Origin of the sequence: Buchnera aphidicola (Periphyllus lyropictus), from assembly GCF_024029895.1 — a bacterium.
Classification (GTDB): Bacteria; Pseudomonadota; Gammaproteobacteria; order Enterobacterales; family Enterobacteriaceae; genus Buchnera_J; species Buchnera_J aphidicola_BA.
In genome coordinates, this window is sequence record NZ_CP097457.1 from 15,841 (window position 1) to 33,039 (window position 17,199).

The window sequence follows — 17,199 nt, forward strand, 5'->3', positions numbered from 1 at the left end:
TATAAAATAATTTTCTAAAAATAACAAAAATTGATAAACATTAATAAAATAACAAAAAAATATAAAAAATTTTTAATAGCATATAGCGGAGGTATCGATTCCACTGTTTTATTATATAAATTAATAGAAATAAGAAAAAAATATAATATAAAAATACGAGCAATTCATATTAATCATCAATTAAATAAAAAATCTAAAAAATGGAGTAAACATTGCAAAAAAATCTGTAAAATTAATAATATTCCTTTTATTTTAAAAAAAATAAAAATTAATAAACCAAATTTAAATACAGAATCAAAAGCAAGAAAAAAAAGATATAAAGTTTTTAAAAAAAAGCTTGTTAAAAATGAAATATTATTAACTGGGCATAATTTAAATGATCAATGTGAAACTTTTTTTTTAGCAATAAAAAGAGGAAGTGGAACAACAGGACTTTCTGGAATTGCTTATAAGAAAAAATTTTATAAAAATTATTTATTACGACCTTTATTAAAATATTCAAGAAAAAAAATAGAAACATGGGCAAAAAAAAGAAAATTAAAATGGATTGAAGATAAAAGTAATTATAACACTTCTTATGATAGAAATTTTATAAGACATAAAATTTTTCCAAAAATTACAAAAAGATGGAATTTTTTTTTAAAAAATTGCTTTAGAAGTATTAAATTAATTAATTCAGAAAATAAAATAATAAATAAATTTATTAATCCAATTATAAAAAAAAATTTGTTTTTAGATAAAACTTTAAATATAAAAAAAATAAAAAAAATGGATATAAAAATAATATATATTATTATTAGAAAATGGATAAATATTCAAGGAGGAAAAATGCCATCATTAAAGTTTTTAAAAAATATTCTAAATACAGTAATTTATAAAAAAAAAAAAAAAAATCCAAAAATACAACTAAAAAAATACGAAATATGGAATTACCAAGATCGTTTATATTGGATAAAAAAAAAACCAAAAATGAAAAATTATATTATATTTTGGAAATATCCATTTAAAAAATTAAAATTACCTAAAAATTTTGGAACATTAGAAATAAAAAATAAAAAATATACAAAAAAAAATTTTTACATAAAAAAACCAAAAAAATCACAAATTATTACTATAAAATTCCAAACAAAAAAAAAAATTAGAATTAAAAATAAAAAAAAAAAAATAAAAAAAATATACAATGAACTTAAAATTCCACCATGGAAAAGAAAAACTACACCACTTTTATTTTATAATAAAAAATTTATATCAGCTATTGGACTATTTGTAACAAAAAAAAAATATAATAAAAAAGAAAAAAATATATCTATTATATGGAAAAAAAATATTTCCTAAAAAACATATTTTAAAGAATCTGGTATTCTAGAATATAAATGATTAAATTTTAAGATTTTATGTTTAAATAAAGGTTTTTTTAATTCTTTTAAAAATAACTCTTTTCTTAAAAAATTCTCTACACGTTTACTTAAATCAGGCATAATAGGTTTTAACCATGTAATTATTACTCGAAATAAATTAATTCCCATTGTACAAATCAACTGAATTTTTTTATTATATTTATTAATTTTAGATAATTTCCAAGGACTATTTTTATCAATATAATTATTAGCTAAATTTACATATTTAATAACATTTCTAACAACTAAAGAAAATTCTCTATTCTTATAAAAATTATTAATTTTTTTTGTTTTATAAAAAAAACGATTATATAAATCTTTATCTAATAAAGTATTTCCTAAAAATCCATTAAAATTTTTATTTATAAAACTTGCACATCTAGACGCTAAATTTACAATTTTATTTACGATATCTGAATTAATTAAATTAATAAACTCCTCTAAATTAAAATTAATATCTTTAATAGAATTAGAAGATTTAGAAGCAAAAAAATATCTTAAACTATCAGAATCAAAATATTTTAACCAAGAACGTGCTGTAATTAATATATTTTTTGATTTAGAGAGTTTTTTTTTATTAAATTTAACATATCCATGAACAAAAATTTTATTTGGTTTTCTAAAATCAATAGCTTCTAAAAAAGCAGGCCAAAAAACGCTATGAAAATAAATTATATCTTTTCCAATAAAATGATATAATTTAGTTTTTTTAGAACATTTCCAAAAATCATTAAAAAAAAGATTTTTATTTTTTTTACACAATTTTTTAAAAGTACTAATATAACATATTGGAGCATCTAACCAGACATAAAAATATTTTTTAAAATAACCTGGAATTTCAAAACCAAAATAAGGAGAATCTCTTGAAATATCCCATTTTCTTAAACCATATTTAAACCATTCTTTAATTTTATTTTCTATTTGTTTATTTAATACACCAGAACTAATCCACAATTTTAATTTATTTTCAAAAACAGGAAGATCAAAAAATAAATGAGTAGATTTTTTTAAAATTGGAGAAGTATTTGATAATTCAGATTTAGGATTAATCAAATCTTTTGCATCATATACGGAACCACATAACTCACAATGATCTCCATATTGATTTTTTTTAAAACATTTAGGACATTTACCTTTAACTAATCTATCTGGAAGAAAAATATTCTTATAAATATCATATAATTGATAAATTTTTTTTTCTAATATATATCCTTTTTTTTTTAATTTTAAAAAAAATTTTTTAGATAAAATAAAATTTTCTTTACTATCTGTACTACTATAATAATCATGAGAAATATTAAAATTTAAAAAATCTGAAATATGTTCATTATAAATAAATCTAATAAGATCTTTTGGATTTATATTCATTTTTTTAGATTTTAACATAATAGGAGTTCCATGAGAATCATCAGCACAAATAAAAAAAATCTCTCGATTATTTATTTTGTGATATCTAACCCATATATCTGCTTGAATATGTTCTAATAAATGACCAATATGTATAGATCCATTTGCATATGGTAAAGCACAAGTAACAAGAATTTTTTTTTTATTCATAATATTTTTTATTTTAAATATATTTTTTTTAAAATTACATAAATTACATAATAAAAAATTTTATAAAAATTTAATTTTTTCTTTGTTTTTTTTTTTTATTTTTTTTTTTAAATTTAAAAAAAATTTATATATAAAATTACTCCTTATAAATTAAACTAGAAAGTATTCCAGATTGATTTAAATATTTAGAATGTTTTCTATAATTATATGGTCTTCTAGAAACACCAGAAAGAATTTCAAAACTTAAAGCTGCAATAGCCATACCTGGACTTAAACCTAAAATATGTTCTCCTGCATTAAAAAATTCTAAAACTATATTTCCATTCCATCCTGGATCAATACGATGCGAAGTCATATGAACCATTAATCCTAATCTTGCTAAAGAAGAACGACCGTCTAACCATCCAACTAAATTATTTGGAGTAGATATTCTTTCGACTGTCATTCCTAAAACAAATTTTTTTGGTTTTAAAAGAAATGATTTTCCTTCAGGAATATATATTTCATTACTAATATGTTCTTTTAAAGAAGATTTTATTTTCTTAGGAGATCCCCCTAAATCAATAATTTTTTTAGAATAATTTTTAAATATTCTAAAATTTTTACTTAAATGAACATCAATAGTAGCGCCATTAATTTCTTTAAAATTTAATAAAGGATCAATAATTAATTTTTTTTTAATGATCCATTTCTCAATATCAACATCACATAATCTCATTATAATTTTTTAACCTAAATAAAAAGTTTTATATAAATTACATGAATAAATAATAAATATTTAAAAAATATTAATTCATATATTTTTTTTTAAAAAATATTATTAAAAAATTTTTTATAATTTTACAAATTTCATTGTATAATTATTTTCTTAATATAATACTAATATAAACTATAACATGTTCTATATTTTAAAAAAATATATTTTTTAATATTTTAATTTTTTATATTAAATAATACCAAGTTATTTTAAAAATTCAATATATTAGAAAAGTTTTAAACTAATTATTTATATGATACGATCAACTATATTTTAACAAAAAAAAGAAAAATATGAAAAAAAATAAAAAAAAATACAAAATAGCAATACTTCCAGGAGATGGAATTGGACCAGAAGTAATGAAAGAAACTTATAAAATAATTAAAATAGTAAAAGAAAAATTTTTAATAAATTTAAAAACAAAAGAATATGATATCGGGGGAGTTGCTATTGATAAACATGGAATTGCATTACCTAAAAAAACTTTAAACGGATGTAAAAATTCTGATGCTATTTTATTAGGATCTATTGGAGGACCTAAATGGGATAAATTATCTTCAAAAAAAAGACCTGAAACATCTGCTTTATTATCTATAAGAAAATACTTTAAATTTTTTATAAATTTTAGACCGGCAAATTTATATAAGAAATTATATTATCTATCTCCATTAAAAAAAAATATTTCAAAAAAAGGATTTAATATTTTATGTATTAGAGAATTAATCGGAGGAATATATTTTGGAAAACCTTCAAAAGAAATAAAAAATAAAAAAGAACATTATGCATTAGATACTTCTATATATAAAAAAAAAGAAATAGTTAAAATAGCAAAAATAGCATTTAAAACTGCATTAAAAAGAAAAAGAAAAATAACATCTATTGATAAAGCAAATGTTTTAAAAACATCAAAATTATGGAGAAAAACAGTAAATGAAGTATCTAAAAATTATCCTACAGTAAAAATTTCTCATTTATATTTTGATAATGCAATTATGCAAATTATAAAAAATCCAAGTCAATTTGACGTTATTTTATGTCCAAATTTAATTGGAGATGTTATATCAGACGAATGTGGAATTTTAACAGGATCTATAGGAATGCTACCATCAGCAAGTTTAAATTCAAAAAAATTTGGATTATATGAACCAGCTGGTGGATCAGCTCCAGATATAAAAGGAAAAAATATAGCAAATCCAATTGCTCAAATTTTATCTTTTTCTATGCTATTAAAATATAGTTTAAAATTAAATCATATATCTAAATTAATAAATTTATCAGTAAAAAAAACATTAATGAAAGGATTTAAAACATTTGATTTATCTGATGGAAAAAAATTTATTACTACTAAACAAATGGGAAATGAAATCTCAAAATCTCTAATAGAAGAATATAAAAATGAAAAAAACATTATATCAAAAAATATATAATTCACATTTAATTAATTCAGATGAAAATAATCCAATTATATATATAGATCTTCATTTAATTCATGAAGTAACTTCTCCTCAAGCTTTTCATTCTCTAAAAATAAATAATAGATCTGTAAGAAGACCTGATAAAACTTTTGCTACAATGGATCATAATGTTTCTACTATTAAAAAAAAAATTTCTGCTTCTGGAAAAATGGCAGAAATTCAAATGAAACAATTAATAAAAAATTGCAAAAAATCTAATATACCTTTATATGATATTTCTCATAAAAAACAAGGAATAGTGCATGTAATAGCTCCAGAACAAGGTATGATATTACCTGGAATGACAGTAGTATGTGGAGACTCTCACACATCTACTAATGGAGCCTTTGGAGCTTTATCATTTGGAATTGGAACATCAGAAGTAGAACATGTATTAGCTACACAAACAATACAAGAAAAAAAATTTAAAAATATGAAAATTAAAGTTAAAGGGAAACGTAAAAAAGGAATAACAGCTAAAGATATCATATTATATATAATAAGAAAAGTTGGATCTTCAGGAGGAATAGGATATGTTATTGAATTTTGTGGAAATGTAATAAAAAATTGTACTATGGAAGAAAGAATGACAATTTGTAATATGACAATAGAAATGGGAGCTAAAGCTGGAATTATAAAACCAGATAAAATTACTTTTAATTACTTAAAGAAAAAGCTTTTTTCTCCTAAAAAAAAAAATTGGATTAAATCTTTAAAATATTGGAAAACATTAAAATCAGATAAAAATGCTTATTTTGAAAAAAAAATAAATATAGATATTACTTCTTTAAAACCTCAGATAACGTGGGGAACAAATCTTGATCAAATTATTTCTATTGATCAAAAAACTCCTAAATTAAAATATTTCAAAAATAAAAATCAATTAAAATCAGCAAAAAAAGCTTTTTTGTACATGAATATAAAACCTAATTCTTATTTAAAAAATTTAAAAATAAACAAAGTTTTTATTGGATCATGCACTAATTCAAGAATTGAAGATCTTAGAGAAGTTTCAAAAATAATAAAAGGAAAAAAAATCAATAAAAATGTACAAGCTATAATTGTCCCAGGATCTAACCCAGTTAAAAAACAAGCTGAAAAAGAAGGATTACATAAAATTTTTATAAAATCAGGTTTTGAATGGAGAAATCCTGGATGTTCAATGTGTTTAGGAATGAATAAAGATCGATTAAAAAACGGAGAAAGATGTGCTTCTACTAGTAATAGAAATTTTGAAGGGAGACAAGGAAGAGGAGGAAGAACACATTTAGTAAGTCCATCTATGGCTGCAGCATCTGCAATTTTTGGTTATTTTGTAGATGTTAGAAAATTATATAAAAAAAGGAAAATTTTATGAAAAAATTTGAAATACATGAAGGAATTATTACTCCTATTAATATTATGAATATTGATACAGATATAATAATACCTAAACAATTTCTAAAAAAAACAACAAAAGAAGGATTTGGAAAAAATCTTTTTTATAATTGGAGATTTTTAGATAAAAAAAAAAAAATTAATAAAAAATTTATTTTAAATAAAAAAAAATATAAAAAATCTAGTATATTAATTACAGGAAAAAATTTTGGTTGTGGATCTTCAAGAGAACATGCAGTATGGGCATTAATGGATTATGGATACCGAGTTATTATTTCATCAAAATTTTCAGATATTTTCTATAACAATAGTATAAATAATAATTTATTACTTATTAAATTATCTGAAAAAAAAATTCAAGAAATAATTTCTATAATTAAAAAAAATAAAATTTATAAATGTAAAATAAATTTAATTAGTAAAAAAATTATTTTAAATAAAATAAAATATAATTTTAAAATTAATAAATTTTATCGATTTAAATTATTAAAAGGATTAGATAAAATTGATTTAACATTAAAAAAAATAAAAAAAATTATAAATTATGAAAAGAAAAAAATACCAGAATATTTAGAAAAAAGAAAATTATTTTCCTAATAACAAAAAATTAATTAATATATAAAAATTTATATACAAACTAATAAAAAATTTTTTATTAAAAAATTTTATATAAGAAGAATAAATGAAAGAAAAAATTATTATTTTTGATACAACTCTTCGTGATGGAGAACAATCTCTAAAAAGTAGTTTAAATACAAAAGAAAAAATAGAAATAGCATTAGCTTTAGAAGAAATGAAAATTGATGTAATAGAAGTAGGATTTCCAATATCTTCACCTGGAGATTTTAAATCTGTACAAGAAATAAGTAAAAATATTAAAAAAAGTACTATATGCAGTTTAGCTAGATGTGTAGAAAAAGATATAAAAATTGCAGCAAAAGCCATGTCTAAATTAGAAAATTTTAGAATTCATTTATTTTTAGGTACTTCAAAATTACATATTGAATCTAAATTAAGAAAAAATTTTAAAGATATACAAAAAATGGCTATAAAATCTATTAAAATAGCTAAAAAATACACTGATGATATAGAATTTTCATGCGAAGACGCAGGAAGAACATCTATTGATAACTTATGTAAAATAGTAGAACTACTAATAAAAAATGGAGTAAAAACTATAAATATCCCAGATACAGTAGGATATACTATTCCAAATGAATTTAGTAAAATTATTAAAACACTATATCAACGTGTACCTAATATTGATAAAACAATTATTTCAGTACATTGTCATAATGATTTAGGAATGGCAGTAGGAAATTCTATTTCAGCAATACAAGCTGGAGCTCGTCAAATAGAAGGAACAATTACTGGAGTAGGAGAAAGAGCAGGAAATACAGCATTAGAAGAAATTATAATGGCAATAAAAACTAGACAGAAATTATTAAATTTTTTTACTCAAATTAATCATAAAAAAATCTATAGAACTAGTAAAATAATTAGTAAAATATGTAATATTTCAATACCAGTAAATAAAGCTATAATAGGTAAAAACGCTTTTTCTCATTCTTCAGGAATTCACCAAGACGGAATAATAAAAAATAGAAAAAATTATGAAATTATATCTCCAAAAGAAATAGGATTAAAAAATAAAAAATTTAATTTAACATCCAGATCAGGTAGAGCTGCAGTTAAACAAAGAATGAAAGAAATGGGATATAAAAAAAAATATTATAATTTAACAAAATTATATAAAAATTTCTTAAAATTAGCTGATAAAAAAGGACAAATATTTGATTATGATTTAGAATCATTAGCTTTTAAAAAATCCAAAAAATTTAAAAAAAATTATTTTATTTTAAAAAAATTTAAAATTACTTTTAAAAATAAAAATAAAACAAAAATTTATATTAATATACTTTGTGGAAAAAAAATAAAAAAATATATAAATAAAACAAAAAATGAAATAATTAATGAAATATGTAAAGGATTAAATAAAATTACAAAAATAAATGTTAAATTAAACAATTTTAAAATAATTTCTATAATAAAAAATAAAAATTTATTAGAAAAAATAAATATTTGTATGAAATATAAAAAAAAGAAATTTTATGCAACTAAAATAAATAAAAATATAAATAAAACAATAATAAAAATAATGTTAAAAATTTATAATACTATTTGGAATTCTAAAAAAATAAAAAAAATAACAAAAAAATATAAAATTAAATAGAAAATAAAACCTTCTTAGGTAAAATATCATTAAAATTTTTCTAAGAAGGTTTTTTTTAAGAATATTATATAAAATTTAAAAAAAAATAAAATATTAAAAAAATTATTATTTTTATTTAAAAAAAATATAATTAAAAAATATCTAAATCTATTTTAACCAATTAGTATGAAAAATTCCATTTTTATCTATTCTTAAATAAGTATGAGCTCCAAAATAATCTCTTTGAGCTTGTATTAAATTAGAGGGAAGAATAGAAGATCTATAAGAATCATAATATGAAATAGCAGCAGAAAATGCAGGAACAGGTATTCCATGGATAATTGAATAAGATACAATTTTTCTTAAAGATTTTTGATATATATTAGATATTTCTGTAAAATATGAAGTTAATAACAAATTTTTTAAATTATTATTTTTTTTATAAGCACGAATAATTTCTTTTAAAAAATTAGCTCGAATAATACATCCAGCTCTAAATATTTTTGAAATATTAGAATAATTTAAATTCCAATTATATTTTTTTGAAGCTGATTGTAATTGAGAAAATCCTTGAGCATAAGAAATAATTTTTCCTAAATATAAAGAACGTCTAACATGTTCGATAAATTTTTTTTTATTTAAAATTTTTTTATATTTTTTTGGTCCATATAAAATTTGTGATGCTAATGTTCTTTGTAATTTTAAAGAAGATAAATATCTAAAAAAAACAGACTGAGTAATTAAAGATAATGGTTCATTTAAATCTAAAGAACTTTTACTAGTCCATTTTCCAGTACCTTTATTTTCTGCTTTGTCTAAAATATAATCTAAAATATATTTATTTGAAGAATCTTTTTTTAAAAAAATTTTTTGAGTAATTTCAATTAAATAACTTTTTAATTCTCCTGTATTCCATTTTAAAAAAATACTAGATAATTCTTTATTACTTAAATTTAAAGAATTTTTTAATATAAAATAAGATTCAGCAATTAATTGCATATCTCCATATTCAATCCCATTATGCACCATTTTTACATAATGACCTGAACCATTAGGACCAATATAACAAACACATGGAAAATTTTTTTTTGTTTTTGCGGAGATTTTTTTAAATAAATTAGAAACTTTAGAATAAGATTTAAAATCTCCTCCAGGCATTATTGAAGGTCCATTTAAAGCTCCTTCTTCTCCTCCAGATATTCCAACTCCTAAAAAATTTAAACCTATTTTACTTAATTTAGAATTTCTCTTAATAGTATCTTTATAAAAACTATTTCCTCCATCAATAATTATATCTTTTTTACTTAAATACGGTATTATAGAATTAATTGTTTGATCCGTAGCTTTTCCAGATTGAACCATTAATAAAATTATTCTAGGTTTTTTTAACGATAAAATAAAATCTTTTATATTAAAAAAAGGAAAAATATTTTTTTTTTTATAATTCAATATAACTTCTTTAGTTTTCTCTTTTGATCGATTAAAAATTGAAACAGAATATTTTTTATTAGCTATATTTAACGCTAAATTTCTTCCCATAACAGCCATTCCTAAAACTCCAATGTCATTTAAAAACATCATTTTTTCCTTTTTTTTTTATATTTTTTAAATTTTTTATTATTATAAAATAAAATTTATATTTATAAATTAAAAAATTTATAAAATTATATATAAAAAATTATTAAAATATTATTTTTTTAATTTTTTTTAAAATATCTGAAAATTTTAAATTTACATGATGTACTAAAACTAGTAAATAATATAATAAATCACTATATTCATTAATAATTTCTTTTTTATTTTCAGATAAAGAAAAAACAATTAATTCTATAGCTTCTTCTCTAACTTTTTTAGAAATTCTATTAATACATTTTTTGTATAAAGAACAAGTATAAAAATTATTTTTAAGAATTTTTTTTTTTAATTTTCTAATATTTTTTCTAATTCTAAAATAAAAGATATATTTTTATTTTTTTAAAATAAAACAACTATTATTATTTAAATGACACTTTTTTCCTATAGATTTAACTAAAATCAATAATGAATCTTAATCAAAATCTTAAATTTTAACAACTTTAAGATAATTTTAGAAGTTTATGATTTAGTTGATAAACAATTTTTTGTATGAGAAAAACTTAAGAAATTAGTATTAAAAGTTTTTTTAAAGACTTTTTATTCATATAACCATGAATTAGCACTTTATTTTGTACAAATAATATTAAGAAATAAAAGGAATTAATCCATTAGCTTTTTTCCAATCTAAATTTTTTACTATTTCTTTTATTTTTAACATTTTCTAATCTCAATATTTTTACTAAATAAAATTTTTTTTAAATAAGGTATATAAATAATTTTTTCATGAAAAACAGATGAAGCTAAAGATCCATCCACATTTGAAAATTTAAAAACATCATAAAAATGATTAATATTACCAGCACCACCAGAAGCAATTAAAGGAACTTTACAAATATTTCTTATTTCACATAATTGTTTAAGATCATATCCATTTTTCATTCCATATTGATCTATAGAATTTAAAACAATTTCTCCAGCTCCTAATTTTTGAACTTTTTCAACCCAAAAACAAGTTTCTAAATCAGTTTTTTTTATAAAATTTTTATCTCTTATATATTTATTTACAAAATATTTTTTTTCTTTTGGACAATAAAAAGAATCAATACCTACCACTACAGATTGAACTCCAAATTTTTCTGCAATTTCACTAATTAAATAAGGATTTTTAATAGCATAAGAATTAATAGATACTTTATCTGCACCATAACATAAAACTTTTTTAGCATCTTGAAAATTTTTTATTCCTCCACCTACACAAAAAGGAATATTTATTATTTCTGAAACCATAGAAATCCAATTCTTATTAACTAAAGTATTTTTAATAGATGAAGAGATATCATAAAAAAATAATTCATCAGCTCCTTCTTTTATATATCTATTTGATAAAGATAATATATTTCCAATAATTTTATAATTTTTAAATTGAAATCTTTTCACAACTAATCCATTTTTTACATCAAGACATGGAATTATTCTTTTTGAAAGCATTTAATAGCCTCAGATAAAGTAAATTTATTTTATAAAAATGCTTTTCCAATTATAATATTCTTAATTCCAACTTTTTTAAATTTACAATATCTTCTAAACTAACTACTCCTTTAGAAACTTTAAAAGAAATATTAGGAAATTTTTTTATCAATTCTAAATATAAAAATATATTTGAACTATTTAAAATCCCATTTTTAGAAATATCTTTAGATAAAATACATTTTATTCCAATTTTAGAAAAATTTTTAATAATTTTTTTCAATTTTAATTCAAGTATTATTAGTCTAACGTGAAATAACTACTTCTTTTATATTATTTTTTATAATAACATCTAATGCTAACATAATACAATTAGAGCTATATTTATTAATTTAATTTTTTACTTTATTAAAATTTATAATTTCTAAAGATCCTATAATTGCTTTTTTAAATCCTAAAAAAAATTAAATTTCCTATATCTTTATCAGTTCTTATACCTCCTCTGATTTAAATATTAATATTAAAAATATTAAACATATTTTTTAAAAAAGAAAATTGTCTTTTATTAAGATTTTTTATACTACTTAAATATGCTATATGAATATTTTTAATATTATTTTTAATAAAATTCTTAATATAATCTATATAATTTACTTTATATTCTTTTTTATAAAAATAATTTTTTTATATAAATAAACAATTTTATCTTTTATAAAATTTAAAAATAAAGAATTATTTTTAATAAATCTCTAAAAAATTTTTTAATAAAATCATACCTGATTTTCCAGATTTTTCTGGATGAAATTGAACTCCAAAAAAATTATTTTTTTGAACTACCGAACTAAAAAAAAAACCATAACAAGTTTTTGCTATAGTAATAGAACTTACTAATGAAAAATAACTATGAATAAAATAAAACCAATCTCCACTTAAAAGATTGTTAAATAAAGGATGTTTTTGTTTAAAATATACTTTATTCCAACCTATATGAGGTATAATTATTTTATTTTTTCTAAATTTATAAATATTTTTATTATTAAAAATATCTAACATTAAAGTATTTTTACTTTCTTCAATATATTTAAAAAACAAATGCATACCTAAGCAAATACCTAAAATTGGATTTTTATACGTTTTAATTACATCAATTAAATGATATTTTTTTAAATTCTTTAATAAAAAACTAGGAGTACCTATACCAGGAAAAATTAATTTATCAGAATTTTTAATAATTTTTTTATCAAAACTAATAATTGGATTATAACCAAGTCTTTTTATTGCCCAATAAATAGAAGATAAATTAGAAAAACCAGAATCTAAAATAACTATATTCATTATAAAATACCCTTTAAACTTAATATTTTAGATTTATTTTTTTTAATTGTTTTATCTAACATTTAAACAAAAACTTTAAATAAACTTTGTAAATAATGAAAATTATTATTTCCATAAAATTTAATATGTAAAATAATTTTTATAAAATAAACTAAAAAAATAAAAAAAAATAAATTATTTATGTACTTAAATTTCCTACTTTTTGATATTTAAAAACTACTTGAAAATTTAAATAAAGTCGATTAAAAATATCTAAAATAAATAAAGATAAACTTTTATCCATTGGAATAATAAAACCATAGCTATTTAAACTTTTTTATTTTTTTAAAAATTTAAACAAATATTTTCCTAAAACAATATCTATATCTTCTAATGTATGATGATCATCAACATTTAAACCACCTAAAGATCTAATATTCATATAAATTGAAAAATGTACAGATATTTTTTTTAATATATGATAAAAAAAATAAATACCTGTATTAATAAATTTTTTTTTTTATTATTTAAAGAAACTTTTAAATATACTTTTATTTCATTTGTTTTTATAAACGCTATTAAAGATTAAATTTTATCAGTAATTTTTTTATATATTTTTTTCAATTACATAAATTTCTATCATATAAAAATTCTTTAATTCCAATATTTTTATGAAAAATTAAATCAGAATAACGATCTTTAATAATAAAATAATTTTTTTAGTAATTTTTTTTTATTTAAAAAATCTATTTTTTAAAAAACCTAATTTAAGTTTTCTATATAAATAAAAATCTTTTTCTAAATAAGAAAATATTAATATATCTTTAAAAAAAATTTCCTAAAAAAAATATAAAAAGAATAAAATTCTGATATAAATAAAAATAATGTAATGGAAAAATTTATTTTCTAATCAATTTTGATTAATAATAATAAATTCATAATTTAATTTTTTAAATTTAATTAAAATAGAAATTACATTAAGTTCAAATTTTATTTTTTTTAATTTATCTATTTTAAAAATATAGAAGGTTTATAAATTAATATTCTATCTATCTATAAAAAAGTTTATTTATCATTAAAATCCTATTTAATTAATTTTATTAATTAATATCTTTTTTTTTAGAAACTAAAGAATTTAATAAAGATAAACATTCTTTTTTAGTACCAATAGATATTCTAATACAATTTTTTAAAAAAACTTTATTACTTTGATCTCTAGAAATGATTTTTTTTTTTAAAAATAAATTAAAAACATCTTTAGAAGAATGAAATTTAACTAATAAAAAATTTGTATAACTAGGAAATATTTTTTTTACATGAAAATTTTTTTTTAATTTATTAATAAGAAAATTTTTATTTCTATATAATTTTAAAATTTTATATTTCATATAATCTAAATTACTATGAGAAAACGCATTTAAAGCAATCTTTAAAACTGGAGTAGCTAAAGGATAAGGAGCAATTATTTTTTTTAAAACATTAATAATTTTATAATTAGATATAACAAATCCACAACGTATGCTAGCTAAAGAAAAAGCTTTTGATAACGTTCTTAATATTACTAAATTAGAATATTTTTTTAAAATATCTATAGAAGTTTTTTTTATACAAAATTCTATATATGCTTCATCTACTACTACTAAACATTTATTATGAGAAATTTTTAAAATTTTTATAATATCTTTTTTTTTAATTATAGTTCCTGTAGGATTATTTGGATTACATATAAAAATTATTTTTATATTATTCATATTTTTTTTAATAGTATTAATATCTAATTTAAATTTTTTTAATTGAAAAACTTTAACACTTTCTATTCCTAATATTTCTGAATAAATCGAATACATATCATAAGTTGGAGGAAAAAACATAATTTTATCTTTTTTAGGTTCACAAAAAGCTTTAATTAATAACTCAATAGCTTCATCTGATCCTCTTGTCGCTAAAATATTAATTTTATTGATATTTAAATATGAAGCATAAGAACGAATTAATAAAGAATATTCATCTCTAGGATATCTATTAAGATTTTTAAAAAAAAAAGTATTTTTTTTTGGAAAAGGCATTTCATTAGCATTTAACCAAATATCTCCATTACTTTTAATACTTCTAGCAGATTGATAAGGAATTAAATTTCTTATATTTTTTCTAACTAATTTTTTTATATCTATCATTATTAATTATTCCATTAAAAAAGATAATCACATATTTTTTTAAAATTTTTATGAACTATCATATTTTCTTCTAAAAAAATTTTTATATAGTAGAAGAAAAACTTAAAAACCCATCTTTAGTAAATTCTTGAACACTGATTTTTTTGAAAAAAATCTAAAGTAACTCTAAAATAAGTTTTTTAAAATTCATAAATGAGTAATATAATTAGTTCTAGAAATATAATCTCAAAAAGATTCAGATGAATAAAAATTCAAAAAAAATAATAAACAAATAAAAAAAAATAAAAAAAAAAAAAAAAAAAATAGAACTAGTATTAGTAATTTTTTTTAATAAATTTTTATAATTTTTTCTTTGAATAATTAAATGTTCTGATACATAGAAATTTGAAATTTTTATACATTCTTCTAAATTATTTGAAAAAATAATTCGACTTTTATCTAAAACTGTTTTTTTATAATTTTAAAATTTTTTAATTTTTTAATTTGATTATAAATACTTAAAATAACTTTCTTAGTAATTTCTTTAAAAAAAATAACTAAAAAATTTAGAATTTTTTTTTATATTCTTTTTGAGATAATAAATCAAAATCAATAAAATCACTATTTTCATAAAAATCAGTAATAATTAATAATTTTAAAAAACCCACTAACATATTTATTAATACAGAATTAAAAAAAAGAACTTACTTGACGTTTAGATTCAGTAACATATCATTATCCTATACCAAAAAATCTTATCAACTTTTTTAACACTTTTTGTTCCAAAAGAAAATTCTAATATTTCTTAAGCTCCTCTAATTTTATATATTATATATTTTAAAAATATCAAAAATATATAATATTTTTTTTGAAATAGGTGGTAGAAAATAAATAGAAACGTTTTTTACAACCAAAAATTTTATTAGGTATTGAAAATCAATAAAACAAAAAATAAAGAAGAAAAACCTTTTAGAATATAAAAAAAAACAGAATTAATAGAAGTCATAATTTATTAAAACTTAATTCTAAGCATCACTTCAATATTTAAATTTTTTATTTTTTATTTATTATAAAAAAATAAATATTTTTTATAGCTTAATCAAAAGAATGTTTAAAATCTTTATTTATATAATTTTTAACACATAAAAAATTTTTTTTTAGTTTAATAGTATTAATTTTAATTTTATAAAATAACTTAGTATAATTTTTTAAATCTAAATCTTTTTTTTAAAATAACATTCTTAATAATGTTAGAAACTTTCTTTTGAAAATAATTAATTTTATTTAAAATAGAACGTTTTAAAATAACATATTATTCATATTTAGATAAATCATTCCAAAATATAATTTTATTAAATAACTTCATATTAATTTTATTCCATTATTTTTAAATTAGTAAAATTAATATAGATATTTCACCTAATTTTTTAAATTTTTAATTATATTTTAAAAAAATTTTCTTTACTTACCATATAAATAACAACTTTTTTTTTATTTTTAACTAATTTTAATATTGTAAGAATTTCTACTTCTTTTAATAAAGAAATTATTTTTTTAAACTTTAAAAATAAAAATATGTAAAATAATATATTTAGATTCCATAGATTTAATTACACCTTTGATTCAAGTAATTAATTTACGTATTAATTCTTTTTTAATTTTAGAAATCTTTCCAGTTTTTGATATAATTTGATCATTTAATCTATATATAAAATTAGTTTCATATAAATTATTAACTTCTAACGTTACCCTAATAAAAACTAAATCAAAAATTATATCTGATAATTCTACTCTCGAAGAAATTTCTAAAAATCCTTTTAATATAAAAAATTTAAAATTTAAATTTTTTTCAATATATTTTTTTTAAATATAAGAATAAGAAGTAAAAACTTTAAAATTTTTAAAAAAACTTAAATTTTGATATAAATAATTTTTA

Annotated in this window: 14 protein-coding genes and 2 pseudogenes; 5 read left to right on the forward strand and 11 right to left on the reverse strand. The window is 17.9% G+C overall.

The annotated features are described in order from the left end of the window. The first annotated feature begins 30 nt into the window (after positions 1 to 30). Positions 31 to 1,335 (forward strand): tRNA lysidine(34) synthetase TilS, encoded by a 1,305-nt coding sequence (gene tilS / locus M5J13_RS00080; RefSeq protein WP_252837302.1) that lies wholly within the window; start codon positions 31 to 33, stop codon positions 1,333 to 1,335. Here the strand turns inward: tilS and metG are convergent. Next, positions 1,332 to 2,975, reverse strand: coding sequence for a methionine--tRNA ligase (gene metG / locus M5J13_RS00085; RefSeq protein ID WP_289846685.1), 1,644 nt, complete (start codon positions 2,973 to 2,975; stop codon positions 1,332 to 1,334). The two genes, tilS and metG, sit on opposite strands and share 4 nt — an antisense overlap. A 115-nt stretch (positions 2,976 to 3,090) precedes the next feature. Then, positions 3,091 to 3,672, reverse strand: coding sequence for a dCTP deaminase (gene dcd / locus M5J13_RS00090; RefSeq protein WP_252837304.1), 582 nt, complete (start codon positions 3,670 to 3,672; stop codon positions 3,091 to 3,093). Between the two features lie 332 nt (positions 3,673 to 4,004). On the opposite strand from dcd, the gene leuB reads away from it, so the two are divergent. From leuB to leuA, 4 genes are all read left to right on the forward strand, one after another. Beyond that, on the forward strand, positions 4,005 to 5,138 hold the full coding sequence (gene leuB / locus M5J13_RS00095) for a 3-isopropylmalate dehydrogenase (protein WP_252837305.1): 1,134 nt from the start codon (positions 4,005 to 4,007) through the stop codon (positions 5,136 to 5,138). Further along, positions 5,107 to 6,522, forward strand: a complete 1,416-nt coding sequence (leuC, locus tag M5J13_RS00100) for a 3-isopropylmalate dehydratase large subunit (protein ID WP_252837306.1) — start codon at positions 5,107 to 5,109, stop codon at positions 6,520 to 6,522. Before leuB ends, leuC begins: the two co-directional genes overlap by 32 nt. Next, positions 6,519 to 7,139 carry a 3-isopropylmalate dehydratase small subunit gene (leuD, locus tag M5J13_RS00105; protein ID WP_252837307.1) on the forward strand — a complete coding sequence of 207 codons (621 nt, stop codon included), beginning with the start codon at positions 6,519 to 6,521 and terminating at the stop codon, positions 7,137 to 7,139. Before leuC ends, leuD begins: the two co-directional genes overlap by 4 nt. An 85-nt stretch (positions 7,140 to 7,224) precedes the next feature. Then, positions 7,225 to 8,775 carry a 2-isopropylmalate synthase gene (gene leuA / locus M5J13_RS00110; protein WP_252837308.1) on the forward strand — a complete coding sequence of 517 codons (1,551 nt, stop codon included), beginning with the start codon at positions 7,225 to 7,227 and terminating at the stop codon, positions 8,773 to 8,775. A 147-nt stretch (positions 8,776 to 8,922) separates the two neighbouring features. Here the strand turns inward: leuA and gndA are convergent, their stop codons facing one another. The 9 genes and pseudogenes from gndA to M5J13_RS02260 all read right to left on the reverse strand — a co-directional run bounded on the left by gndA (position 8,923) and on the right by M5J13_RS02260 (position 17,117). Beyond that, on the reverse strand, positions 8,923 to 10,332 hold the full coding sequence (gndA, locus tag M5J13_RS00115; protein ID WP_252837309.1) for an NADP-dependent phosphogluconate dehydrogenase: 1,410 nt from the start codon (positions 10,330 to 10,332) through the stop codon (positions 8,923 to 8,925). Positions 10,333 to 10,435: 103 nt separating this feature from the next. Next, positions 10,436 to 10,714: a phosphoribosyl-ATP diphosphatase gene (hisE, locus tag M5J13_RS02250; protein WP_354667647.1), complete on the reverse strand. Its 279-nt coding sequence runs from the start codon at positions 10,712 to 10,714 to the stop codon at positions 10,436 to 10,438. Positions 10,715 to 11,040: 326 nt separating this feature from the next. Continuing rightward, a complete protein-coding gene (gene hisF, locus M5J13_RS00120; RefSeq protein ID WP_252837310.1) occupies positions 11,041 to 11,817 on the reverse strand; it encodes an imidazole glycerol phosphate synthase subunit HisF in 777 nt (258 codons plus the stop codon). A 49-nt stretch (positions 11,818 to 11,866) separates the two neighbouring features. Next, positions 11,867 to 12,079, reverse strand: coding sequence for a HisA/HisF-related TIM barrel protein (locus tag M5J13_RS00125; RefSeq protein WP_252837311.1), 213 nt, complete (start codon positions 12,077 to 12,079; stop codon positions 11,867 to 11,869). A 455-nt stretch (positions 12,080 to 12,534) separates the two neighbouring features. Beyond that, positions 12,535 to 13,131 (reverse strand): imidazole glycerol phosphate synthase subunit HisH, encoded by a 597-nt coding sequence (gene hisH / locus M5J13_RS00130; protein WP_252837312.1) that lies wholly within the window; start codon positions 13,129 to 13,131, stop codon positions 12,535 to 12,537. Positions 13,132 to 13,309: 178 nt separating this feature from the next. After that, positions 13,310 to 13,618: pseudogene (locus M5J13_RS00135) on the reverse strand (hypothetical protein). Between the two features lie 592 nt (positions 13,619 to 14,210). Next, positions 14,211 to 15,284: a histidinol-phosphate transaminase gene (gene hisC, locus M5J13_RS00140; protein WP_252837313.1), complete on the reverse strand. Its 1,074-nt coding sequence runs from the start codon at positions 15,282 to 15,284 to the stop codon at positions 14,211 to 14,213. A gap of 235 nt (positions 15,285 to 15,519) precedes the next feature. Next, a pseudogene (locus M5J13_RS02255) lies at positions 15,520 to 15,723 on the reverse strand (histidinol dehydrogenase); the annotation flags it as partial. Positions 15,724 to 16,886: 1,163 nt separating this feature from the next. After that, complete coding sequence (locus tag M5J13_RS02260) at positions 16,887 to 17,117, reverse strand: hypothetical protein (protein WP_354667648.1); 231 nt, start codon at positions 17,115 to 17,117, stop codon at positions 16,887 to 16,889. Between the last annotated feature and the right edge of the window lie 82 nt (positions 17,118 to 17,199).

Coding starts and splice junctions, on each gene's coding strand:
- dcd (WP_252837304.1), bottom strand. CDS start 3,672: ATGAGATTATGTGATGTTGATATTGAGAAATGGATCATTAAAAAAAAA.
- leuB (WP_252837305.1), top strand. CDS start 4,005: ATGAAAAAAAATAAAAAAAAATACAAAATAGCAATACTTCCAGGAGAT.
- leuC (WP_252837306.1), top strand. CDS start 5,107: ATGAAAAAAACATTATATCAAAAAATATATAATTCACATTTAATTAAT.
- leuD (WP_252837307.1), top strand. CDS start 6,519: ATGAAAAAATTTGAAATACATGAAGGAATTATTACTCCTATTAATATT.
- leuA (WP_252837308.1), top strand. CDS start 7,225: ATGAAAGAAAAAATTATTATTTTTGATACAACTCTTCGTGATGGAGAA.
- gndA (WP_252837309.1), bottom strand. CDS start 10,332: ATGTTTTTAAATGACATTGGAGTTTTAGGAATGGCTGTTATGGGAAGA.
- hisF (WP_252837310.1), bottom strand. CDS start 11,817: ATGCTTTCAAAAAGAATAATTCCATGTCTTGATGTAAAAAATGGATTA.
- hisH (WP_252837312.1), bottom strand. CDS start 13,131: ATGAATATAGTTATTTTAGATTCTGGTTTTTCTAATTTATCTTCTATT.
- hisC (WP_252837313.1), bottom strand. CDS start 15,284: ATGATAGATATAAAAAAATTAGTTAGAAAAAATATAAGAAATTTAATT.